Source organism: Caldisericota bacterium, from assembly GCA_034717215.1.
In the GTDB taxonomy this organism is placed as follows: Bacteria; Caldisericota; Caldisericia; order Caldisericales; family Caldisericaceae; genus UBA646.
Genome location: JAYELD010000061.1, coordinates 1 through 11168 on the forward strand (window position 1 = coordinate 1; position 11168 = coordinate 11168).

General features: G+C 36.9%; 8 protein-coding genes. 7 read left to right on the forward strand and 1 reads right to left on the reverse strand.

Annotated features, from left to right (window positions below):
- The first annotated feature begins 341 nt into the window (after positions 1-341).
- From U9Q18_02550 to U9Q18_02570, 5 genes are all read left to right on the forward strand, one after another.
- Positions 342-1586: a DUF1116 domain-containing protein gene (locus tag U9Q18_02550; GenBank protein MEA3313239.1), complete on the forward strand. Its 1245-nt coding sequence runs from the start codon at positions 342-344 to the stop codon at positions 1584-1586.
- 25 nt (positions 1587-1611) lie between these two features.
- Entirely contained in the window at positions 1612-3249 is a 1638-nt protein-coding gene (locus U9Q18_02555; protein MEA3313240.1) for a cyclase family protein, read from the forward strand.
- Between the two features lie 63 nt (positions 3250-3312).
- Complete coding sequence (locus U9Q18_02560; GenBank protein MEA3313241.1) at positions 3313-4203, forward strand: xanthine dehydrogenase family protein subunit M; 891 nt, start codon at positions 3313-3315, stop codon at positions 4201-4203.
- Between the two features lie 9 nt (positions 4204-4212).
- Positions 4213-4683, forward strand: a complete 471-nt coding sequence (locus U9Q18_02565; GenBank protein MEA3313242.1) for a (2Fe-2S)-binding protein — start codon at positions 4213-4215, stop codon at positions 4681-4683.
- A gap of 13 nt (positions 4684-4696) precedes the next feature.
- Positions 4697-7072 (forward strand): molybdopterin cofactor-binding domain-containing protein, encoded by a 2376-nt coding sequence (locus U9Q18_02570; GenBank protein ID MEA3313243.1) that lies wholly within the window; start codon positions 4697-4699, stop codon positions 7070-7072.
- Positions 7073-7424: 352 nt separating this feature from the next.
- On the opposite strand, the gene U9Q18_02575 is transcribed toward U9Q18_02570, so the two are convergent.
- A complete protein-coding gene (locus U9Q18_02575; protein ID MEA3313244.1) occupies positions 7425-8159 on the reverse strand; it encodes an N-acetyltransferase in 735 nt (244 codons plus the stop codon).
- A 736-nt stretch (positions 8160-8895) separates the two neighbouring features.
- Between U9Q18_02575 and U9Q18_02580 the strand changes: the two genes are divergently transcribed.
- Both U9Q18_02580 and nuoF read left to right on the forward strand, forming a co-directional pair.
- Positions 8896-9396 (forward strand): NAD(P)H-dependent oxidoreductase subunit E, encoded by a 501-nt coding sequence (locus tag U9Q18_02580; protein MEA3313245.1) that lies wholly within the window; start codon positions 8896-8898, stop codon positions 9394-9396.
- Positions 9386-11168, forward strand: a 1783-nt coding sequence (gene nuoF / locus U9Q18_02585; GenBank protein ID MEA3313246.1) for an NADH-quinone oxidoreductase subunit NuoF, incomplete at its 3' end; no start/stop codon positions are given. The genes U9Q18_02580 and nuoF, both read left to right, overlap by 11 nt.

Genomic DNA, 11168 nt, shown 5'->3' on the forward strand with positions numbered 1-11168 from the left:
GCATTGCATTTCATTATATTAATAAGGACGGTAAACCTGATAGAGCAGCTTTTGAGCTTCCGCGTCCAAAGCAATGGGTTGATGCAATAAAACATTACTTCGAAAATGAAAACAAGAAAATTCCGATTAAAGAAGAATATATAGCATAGTTGTTCATTATTCTAAAATATTTTCTCGGCTGAGGTAATTTTTTGTTATTTTGCTTTGATTTGACTGGGAATAAAAATTTTGTTAAAATTTTAAGAGAGCAAGAAGGATGTCCCGGTAGTAAATAAATTCTCAAATATTTCTTAAAACCAGGACAATTTAAAATACAATAAAAATTTTTATAAGGAGGCATTATGGTAGACATTGAAAAAGCTAACCAAGAAGCTTTTAAAAGGCTTCTTGATGCAAGACCGGTTTGGATTGGTGTTGAGAAAGCAATTGATGTAATCCCTGGAATGAAGAAAAATCTTATTCTTCACGCAGGTCCGCCTGTAACCTGGGATAGAATGAGTGGCCCTCAAAAGGGGGCAGTTATGGGGGTTTTGGTGTACGAAGGGCTTGCTAAAACTCCAGAAGAGGCAGCAACACTTGCCGCATCTGGTGAAATTGAATTCGATCCCTGTCACCATCATGACACTGTAGGACCAATGGCTGGAATTGTTTCTGCATCAATGCCTGTTGCTGTTGTTAAAAATGAAACATTTGGCAATGTGGCTTTTAACACCCTTAATGAAGGAATTGGAAAGGTTCTGAGGATGGGTGCATATTCTCCGGATGTTATTGAAAGGTTGAAGTGGATGGAAAATGTTATGCTTCCAGTTTTAAGTAAAGCAATCAATAAGGCAGGGAAAATGGAGCTTAAGCCCATAATAGCAGAAGCACTTACAATGGGGGACGAACTTCATAATAGAAGTAGAGCTGCGTCGTATTTATTATTTGCAAAAATAACGCCTTATCTTCTACAAACTATGGAAGATACAAAAAGCACAATTGATGTAATTAACTTTATGCAGGCAAACATTCATACTTTCCTTCCATTTATTATGGCAAGTTGCAAGGCCTCTCTTGACCCTGCAAAAAATATTGAAGGAAGCACTATGGTAACTGCTATGTCAAGAAATGGAACTGACTGGGGTATCCAAGTTTCTGGACTTGGTGATGAATGGTTTGTTGCAGAATCCCCTGTTCCGGATGTTCTTCTTTTTCCTGGATTTAAAAAAGAAGATGTTGGAAGAGATATAGGTGATAGCTCAATAATGGAAACTGCAGGTCTTGGTGGCTTTGCAATCGCTGCAGCACCGGCAATAATTCAATTTGTAGGAGGAAATGTTGCGCTTGGAACTTCTAAAAACCTTGAAATGTATGAAATTACAATTGGTGAAAACAATATTTATCAAATTCCTAATTTCGATGGTAGAGGAACTCCAACAGGGATAGACATCAGAAAAGTTGTTGAGAAAAATATTGTTCCATTCCTTGATACTGGTGTTGCTCACAAAGATGCCGGAGTTGGGCAGGTTGGTGCAGGACTTGTTGATGCTCCAATGAAAGTATTTAAGGATGCTGTTGTTGCATTTGCAAAGAAATACGCGTCTTAATAATAAAAATTAAAGGGAGGTAAGTATGGAAAGTGAAAAGTTTCTTGAATTAATGAAAAATGCCAAGGTTTATGACCTGTCACATCCTGTTAGTATCTTTACACCACCCTGGCCTCATGACAAATCTTTTGAGGTGCATTTCTTTAAAAGAGTTACGGGAGCTTATGGCGGTGGCCAGGGAGCAAATGGGCAGATCTTAAATTGGAGTAACTCTGTTGGAACTCATCTTGTTGGTGAAACAGCGTATCATTCTGGTGGAAGAGCAATTAGTGACATTCCACTTAAAGAACTTTCAGGACAAGGGGTCGTTGTTGATATTTCGGATGCGGTAAGTGATTATGGTATTATTACTCCGGAAATGATTACTGAAAGAGCAAATGTAAAAGAAGGGGATATTCTTATTATTTATACTGGTTATAATAAGTACTCTTGGGATAAACCTGATGCAAGCGAATTTGATTTTTTAGTGCGTCATCCCGGGGCAAATATGGAGTTCTTTGAATGGGCAATGAAGATGAAACTAAAATGGGTTGGAACAGATGCTGGTTGTATTGAGCATCCAATGAATACTCCAATAAAATACTGGCATGAGAGAGATTTTACAAAGGCAAAAGAAAAATTGAGAGAGGATTATGGAAAAGAATGGGATGAAATGTTCCCCCCTGAAGAATACTATAAACTGATGCATATAAAAGTTCCAAAGTCTCATTTAGTTTTTGTAGAAAGTGTTGGAGGAGATATAGAAAAAGTTCTAAATAAGAGAGTATGGTTCTTTAATGGAGTTATACCGTTTATGGAAACAGAAGCAGCATGGACAAGATTGGCTGCATATGAAGCACCAGATGGCATGAATAATGAAGAGTTTATTCAAATCATGGAATCAATGGAACAGTATGACCTTACAGTACCATTCAGTGTAAGAACACCGCAGTGGTTAAACTATGAACCGCTCACTGTGAAATTCTTTAAAAGAGTTGGTCAACAGCAGTTTGGTCTTGGTAGAAATGCTTCAATATGTAATGCAAGTATCCATCTTGGTACACATATGGATGGGGAGAAACATTTTTACCCTGCAGGTAAAACAATTGGGCAGGTTCCACTTGAAAAATGGATTGGCCCTGGTGTTGTAGCTGATATTTCAGATATGGTAAGCGATGTGAGTGTTTATACCCCGGAAATGATAAAGAAAGTTGTAGATATCCACGAAGGAGACATCCTTATTATAAAAACCGGTTGGAATAAATATGGTTGGAATAGTCCAGATTCTAACGAATTTAGGTATATGGTTCGACATCCAGGTCCTTCACCTGATTTTGCGCAATGGGCTATTGATATGAAGATAAAATGGATAGGAGTTGATGCTGTTAGTGCAGATCACCCGATGAATACAATCATGAGAATATGGCACCCGAAAACATTTCAAGAAGCAAATAGAAAACTTAAAGAGCAGTTTGGCAAAGACTGGGACGAGATGTACCCAATTGAGAAATTTTATCAAGTTATGCATATAAAACTCTTTCCGAAACATATTGTGCATGCAGAGAATCTTGCGAGTGATATTGCAAATCTTCCAAGTGGAAGATATTACATCGGATGTTTCCTTGCAAGAGTCATGGAAGCAGAATCAATGTGGGGTAGGTTTGTAGCCTGGAAAGCAAAATAATTTTAATTTTGAAGGAAAGAGTGAAAATTTCACTCTTTCCTTTTTATTTTAGAGGAGGAAACTATGGCAATAGTACAAGAATTTGAGTATTTTAAACCAGAAAGAATTGAAGACATTATTAAACTTCTTAGCGAATATAAAGGCAAGGCTCGCCTTCTTGCAGGCGGTACGGATCTGGTTGTTAGAATTAAGGATGAACTTGAATCTCCTGCAGCGGTTATTGACATTAAAGGCATTGAAGAATTAAAAAAACTTGAATTCAGAGAAGGTAAGCTCCATATTGGAGCACTTGTAACCTTTACTGACCTGATTGATTCAGATATTGTAAAGGAACAATTTCCTTTGCTCTGGGAATCCTCAAAGACAGTTGCTTCTGTCGGAGTACGTAACAGGGCAACTTTAGCAGGGAATATTTGTTCAGGAGTGCCATCACTTGATAGTGGCCCTGCCCTTCTTATATACGAAGCAGATATTATCGTGCGAGGCGCAGAGGGAGAAAGGGTTATCCCGGCACTTAACTGGTTCCTTGGGCCAAGAAGAACTGCTCTCAAAGAGGAAGAATTCGTTCGTGAAATTGTTTTTTCTCTTCCTGCGAAAAAACACGGAGGAAGCTATATAAAACTTGGTAGATACAAAGGAGAAGACCTTGCTCAGGTTGGTTTAGGCATACTTGCATTAGAAGGGAACGAATATCGTTTAGCATTCTGTGCGGTTGGACCGGTACCAAGTAGAGCAAAGAAAATAGAAGCATTTTTGAATGGGAAACCACTAACGGATTCATTAATTGAAGAGGCGAAAAAATTGGTATCCGAAGAAATTTCTCCAATCACAGATGTGCGAGCTACAAAGGAGTATAGAGTGCATGTGGCAAAAATTATGCTTGAAAGAGGAATTAAGGCCGCTGTTGAAAGAATTAATGGCAATGGTCCAGCTTATGGAGAAAGATTAATTTAGGAGGAAGAGATGAAAAAAATTTCGTTTATTTTAAATGGTGAGAAAAGAAGTACTTATGTAGAACCAAATAATTTACTTGTTGATGTCTTAAGAGAAAAACTTGGAATGCATAGCATAAAATATGCATGTGGAAGAGGAGATTGTGGTGCCTGTACGGTTCTATTGAATGGTAAAGGCGTTAGGTCTTGTATAATACTTGCAATTGAGGCTGATGGTCAAGAAATTTTAACAGTTGAAGGATTATCAAAGGACAAACTTACTTCCCTTCAAGAGTCTTTTATTGACCACGGTTCATTTCAGTGTGGATTTTGTGCCCCGGGAATGATAATGTCGGCGACAGAGCTTTTGGAAAAAAACCCAAACCCAACAGAGGAAGAAGTAAAAGAAGGGCTATCAGGGAATCTATGTAGATGTACTGGCTATACTCCTATAATCAAGGCAGTACTTGATGTAGAAAAAAGAGATGTTGATAAAAAATAAAAGGAGAGGAGAAATGGAAGAATTTAAATTTATTGGGAAATCAGTAAAAAGATTAGATGAAAAGGAAAAAGTAACTGGAGCTGCAAAATATGTTGATGATATTGACTTTGGACCAAATCTTCTTTATGCTGAAATAATTGAAAGCCCTCATTCGCATGCACTGATAAAGAGTATTGATACAAGTAAAGCAGAAAAAATGGAAGGCGTTGTGAAAGTTGTTACAGGAAAAGACTTTCCTTACAAGTTTGGCCTATACATGAAAGATCGATACATATTTGCTCAGGATAGGGTGAGATTTGTTGGAGAGCAGGTTGCAGCAGTTATTGCAAGAGATCCAAGGACTGCACAAAAAGCTGCAAAATTAGTTAAGGTCGAATACGAACCTCTTCAACCAGTTTTTGATCCGATTGAAGCATTGAAGGAAGATGCTGTTATTATTCATCCAGACCTTGGAAATTACCCTCATGTGCCATGGTTTTTTCCAAAAGGCGGCACAAATATTACCCATCGTTTAAAACTTAGGAAAGGAAATGCCGATAAAGGATTTAAAGATGCAGATTTTATTCTTAAAGATACTTACAGAGTTCCAAGATATGCTCATTGTTGCCTTGAGACACATATAGCAGTTGGGCTTCTTGATTATTCAGGGAGGTTAACTATTTGGGCAAGTACTCAATCCCCTTATACGCAGAGAAACCTTTTTGCTGATGCACTTGCTCCTCTTGGTTTTTCACACAAGGATATTAGAGTAATAGCTCCGTATGTTGGTGGTGGCTTTGGTGGGAAAGCTGGGGTAACAATGGAGATTGTCGCTGCTGCTCTGGCAACGACCGTAAAAGGGCACCCTGTTAAGGTTATGTGGAGAAGAGACCAGGAGTTTTATAATACGTATATGAGGCAACAGGTTGTTACAAATATAAAAGTTGGAGTAAAGAAGGATGGAACAATAACTGCATTTGAGATGGCAAACTACTGGGATGCTGGCCCGTATGCTGAGTACGGGGCAAATGTTGTGAATGCATCAGGTTTGTCAGCAACAGGCCCTTATAGAATACCAAATGTGACAATTGATTCATACTGTATTTATACGAATCTTCCTGCAGCAGGTCCTTACAGAGGTTTTGGATATTCGGAGATGTCATTTTCGGTTGAGTCGCATATGACAAGAATTGCAAATGCTATAGGTATGGATCAAGCAGAGTTCAGAAGAAAAAATGGAATAAAGGAGGGAGATTCTGTTGCTTATGGTGCCCCAATGAATCCTAATGGACTTCTTGAAGCAATTGATAAAGTTGCTGATGAAATTGAATGGGGTAAAAAAGAAGAATCAAAAGATCCAAACAAAGCAATTGGGAAAGGTCTATCTATTTTTTGGAAAGCACCTGCAATGCCACCAAACGTTACAACTTCTGCTTTTATAAAATTCAATGAAGATGGAAGTTTGAATATTCTTGTTTCTGGTATGGAATTAGGACAGGGATATCTTACGGTTATGGCTCAAGTTGCTGCAGAGATTCTTACCGTTCCAATTGAAAAGATAAGAGTTGAGCTTCCAGATACGGATAGAAATCCCTATCATTGGCAAACCGTTGCATCCCACGTAACATGGGCTAGTGGTAATGCAGTTAAGAGGGCTTCACTTGAAATGAGGGATAAGATGTTTGAGGTTGTACATGCAGCATATCATTATGATAAAGATTCTCTTTATCTTGAAGATGAAAAGGTTAAATGCAAATTGCATTCTAGTTTTGAATTGCCACTTAGGGACTTCGTAATAAACGGGATTGAGACTAAAGACGGAACGTATAGAGGCGGGGCAATAGTTGGAAGTGGCTCATTTATGCCAGAATACACATCTGCAAAGCAGAACCCCGAGACAAGCCAGGGTGGTCATCCAAATGTTCATTACACCGTTGGTGCTGGAGCAGTAAAAATTGAAGTAGATAAACAGACTGGCAAAATAAGGGTTCTTAAGGCTGTTGAGGCAGTTGATGCCGGAAAAGCAATTAATCCACGGAATGTTGAGCATCAAATCATTGGAGGTCTTTTGCAAGGATTAGCAACTGTATTGTATGAGGATATGAGATTTGATGAAAATGGTAAAATACTCAATCCAAATTTTACGGATTATAAAATCCCTACATTTTTAGATATTCCTGATGAAATTGTACCGATAATTGTTGAGGTACCTCAGCCAGATGGGCCATTTGGTGCACGAGGTATTGCCGAACATACAATGATTCCAGCAGCACCTATCATTGCAAATGCGGTTGAAGATGCGATTGGTATTAGAGTAAAGACAATGCCAGTAACTGCAGAAAAGATTGCCATGGCAGTTGCTGATAACAAAAAAGAGGTAGATGATTTCTTGATGATAATGAAAAAATAGTTAGTGAACCAAGAGTTAAAAGGGGAGGCATTGGCCTCCCCTTTTTTTTATTAATTAAAATGTCTATGAGCAACTGAAATAGAAACAAATTTTAAAGCAGAAGTTTTAATTTAACCATATGTTGCTTTACTGTTATTTTTTTGTAGAAGGAAGAGATGGAATTTGTTGAAAAGACGATAGAAAGCTATCTGGAAAAGTTAAAATAAATATTTCGAAAAAGCAGATAAATATGGTTTTTAAGCTGTTGTCTTTCAGGCGATTTTAATCTGATTTAATTGATTTATTTAAAGAAATTATAGAAAGCTGATAAATAATAAAGGCCCCGAGAACGGGGTCTTTATTATTAAAGTGGCTAAATTTCTAATTTTTCTGAAAGAATTAGTTTTTCATTTTTTTCAATTAATTCTTTCGAGGATTCTTTAAAGGAACCATGTGCAATTTGTCCAAGATAATTGTCTTTTATTTCTTCTTCCCAAAGTTTTTTTGTAAGGTAGAAAATTTTTGCTCCTCCAAGTTCATGTTGATTATCAGGCCATGGGTATGATGGAAGTGCCATACGAAGTCCAGCTAAAACCCATCCATTATAACTTTCAAATGTTGCCCAGAACTCTTGTTGATTACAAATTTCAAATGCATACCATGCTTTTGAATAGAATAGGATTCCACCGGCACCAACTTTTCTTTCAAAGGCCATTGTATGAAGGCTGATGTTTACATCTTCATTCAGGAGTCTTCCGTTGGCAATTCCAACTAAATGTCCATTTTCTAACCCAAGGAAAAAATATTCATCTTTCATTCTTTTTCTCTTTATTGCAAGTAATTCTGCATAAACTCTTGCTCCAACAATATCATAATAGTCATATTCTGCATCGAGTGTGAGTTTTAAAAAATTAAGCATTGGATCAATCTCTTCTTTTTTGATCGAACGGATTAAAACGTCATGTTTATTGCCGTCCCTGCTTGTGATTTCAGAATACATTGGCTTCATTGGCGGAGCGCCATCTGATGCTTGAAGCAATCCTTCAAGCCATGTTGCTTTGAAAGTATACTCTGATTTTCTCAATTTGGTTGGGATTTCTTTTTTCATTTTGCCTCCGTAAAATTTTTATTGTATTTTAAATTGTCCTGATTTTAAAGCGTGGTTATGGATTGCTTACTATCAGAACCTCTTTTTTACTATAGCTATTTTAACAAATTTTTTTGTTGTGTCAAATCCTTGTATGAGAAACATATTTTTGATGGCTTTTTAGGGTTTTTTATTGCAATCCATAAACTTGTTTAAGTTATTTTTATTTATGACTGACAATATACGTAGTTTCGCAAATTACAAAAATTCTCTCTATTTAAATAAATGATGGTATGCTTATATAATTCTAAATATTATTTGTAGTTTAAGCGTATTTGGCTTGCGGAATACTTGACTATAATTTTTTAAATGTTAAAATATCGTGAAGTTAATCACTATAGCATAGGAGGAAATATGGAAAAAGATAAGTCTCCTTGAATAGAAACGGAGATCAAGGGATGGGGCTCAAAAACCACCTCTGTTACCAAGCCTTGTATAAAACTCAAAAAATCAGCTGCTTTTCTAAAAATGTATTATGAAATGATTAAATGTTTCTCTTTAAGACTTATGATGTTATCGTTTTGTAATTTTTTAAAAAGAGCGAAAAAATGCTACTCATATTGCTATGAGCTGCATAGGGTTGGCTTATTATGATAAAAGGAGGAAAAGATGTTTATTAATCTATCAATTGAAGGAAAACAAATAGAAAAAAAGGAGAAAAAAAAGAAGGGTAATTCCTCTTTTTGTGGAGGTAAAAATGAAAGAAAAAGAACTTAATCAGATAATCTCGAGATACAATTTTCCATCTGGAAGACTCCTCGCTATTTTAGAAGATATTCAGACAGCGGAGGGTTATCTTCCCGAAGAAGTACTTAAATCCTTATCTAAAAAGATTCATACACCATTATCAAAATTGTACAGTTTTGCTACTTTCTATTCATTTTTTAATCTTGAACCAATAGGAAAACACATTATTACCGTATGTAAAGGCACTGCATGTCATGTGAAAGGTGGCTCTCGTCTTCTTGAAACATTGGAAAGATTATTGAGAGTTCAATTAGATGAAGTAACTTCTGATGGAAAATTTATGATTACCACAGAAGATCGATCTTTTACAATAAATACTGCACGTTGCTTTGGTGCTTGTAGCATGGCACCCGTAATAAGAATTGATGGGAAAATCTACGGATACAATACACCTAAAAAATTACCCGAAATACTTAAAAAGTATGGATGGAGGAAAAAGAATGAAGATTAAAACAGAAAAAGACCTATATAAAGTAAAGGAAAATGGTTTAAAAAAGATTTTACCTAACAAACCTCATATCGCGGTAGGCCTCGCAACATGTGGTATTGCAGCAGGAGGAGATAGAGTATTCAAGGCGTTAGAGGACATTATTAAGAATAAAGGATTAGATATAGAGCTTACAAAAACAGGCTGTATAGGAGACTGTAAAGAAGAACCTTTAGTAAATGTTACCCTTCCCGGGAAACCTCTTGTAATCCTTCACAGAGTTTCTGAAGGTGATGCCGAGAAGATTATCGATGATGTTATAGAAGGTAAAATTACGAAAGAGAAAGCACTTTGCAAAATAGAGAAATGGGATCACATCGTTGATAAAAAAATACAATATGGAGAAGATTTTGAAAATATTCCGAAATACGAGGAAATTCCTTATTTTAAACCACAGAGAAAAATAGTATTGAGAGACGCAGGATTGATTAATCCTGAAGATATCGAAGAATACATTGCAGTGGGAGGATACTCTGCGTTGTATAAAGCGTTAGAGAAAATGACTTCTGACGAAGTAATAGAAGAAGTAAAAGGATCAGGACTGAGGGGAAGAGGTGGTGCAGGTTTTCCAACAGGACTGAAGTGGAGTTTTACGAAGAAAGCAAAAAGTGATATAAAATATGTTATTTGCAATGCAGACGAGGGCGACCCAGGTGCATATATGAACAGGAACGAAATGGAAAGTGATCCCCATATGTTAATTGAAGGAATAGTGATAGGGGCATATGCAATTGGTGCAACTGAAGGGTACATATATGTAAGGGCAGAATATCCTCTTGCAATAGAAAGGCTTACTAGAGCAATTCAACAAGCAAGGAATTATGGTTTGCTCGGAGAACATATATTCGGTACAGATTTTTCCTTTGATATCCATATTGCAAAAGGTGCAGGTGCATTTGTCTGCGGGGAAGAAACAGCACTTATTGCATCTATAGAAGGTAGGCCCGGTAAGCCTCATCCACGCCCACCATTTCCTGCAAATAAAGGACTTTGGGGGAAACCTACAAATATTAACAATGTAGAAACTTGGTGTAATATTCCTGTAATTGTTAAAAATGGCGGAGAGTGGTTTACGCAAATTGGTGCAGAAAAGAATACAGGAACAAAAGTTTTTTCTCTTGTTGGAAAAGTAGAAAAAGTAGGACTCGTAGAGGTTCCACTTGGGACACCGATAAAAACTATCGTTTATGATATAGGAGCAGGTGGTATAAAGGGAAGAAAACTAAAGGCGGTTCAGACAGGCGGGCCCTCGGGTGGATGTATTCCTGCCTCGCTTTTTGATACGTCAATGGATTACGAAAGCTTGGCAAAAGTTGGTTCAATTATGGGCTCTGGTGGTGTTGTTGTAATGGATGAAAATACGTGTATGGTTGATACTGCTAAGTATTTTCTTGATTTTACTGTGGATGAATCCTGTGGAAAGTGTGTTCCTTGCAGGGAAGGGTTAAGACAAATGCATAAAATCTTAGAGAGAATTACATCTGGAAAAGGAAAAGAAGAAGATATTGAGAAGTTAGAAAAAATTGGTAAAATTATAAAGCTCACTGCACTTTGTGCGCTTGGTCAAACTGCTCCTAATCCAGTGTTAACAACTCTGAAATATTTTCATGATGAATATAAAGCTCATATCACAGAAAAAAAGTGTCCTGCTCATGTATGTATAGACCTCATAAAGTTTGAGGTCAATAAAGAAAAATGTTTAAAATGTGGCCAATGTTACAGAGTATGTCCAGTCG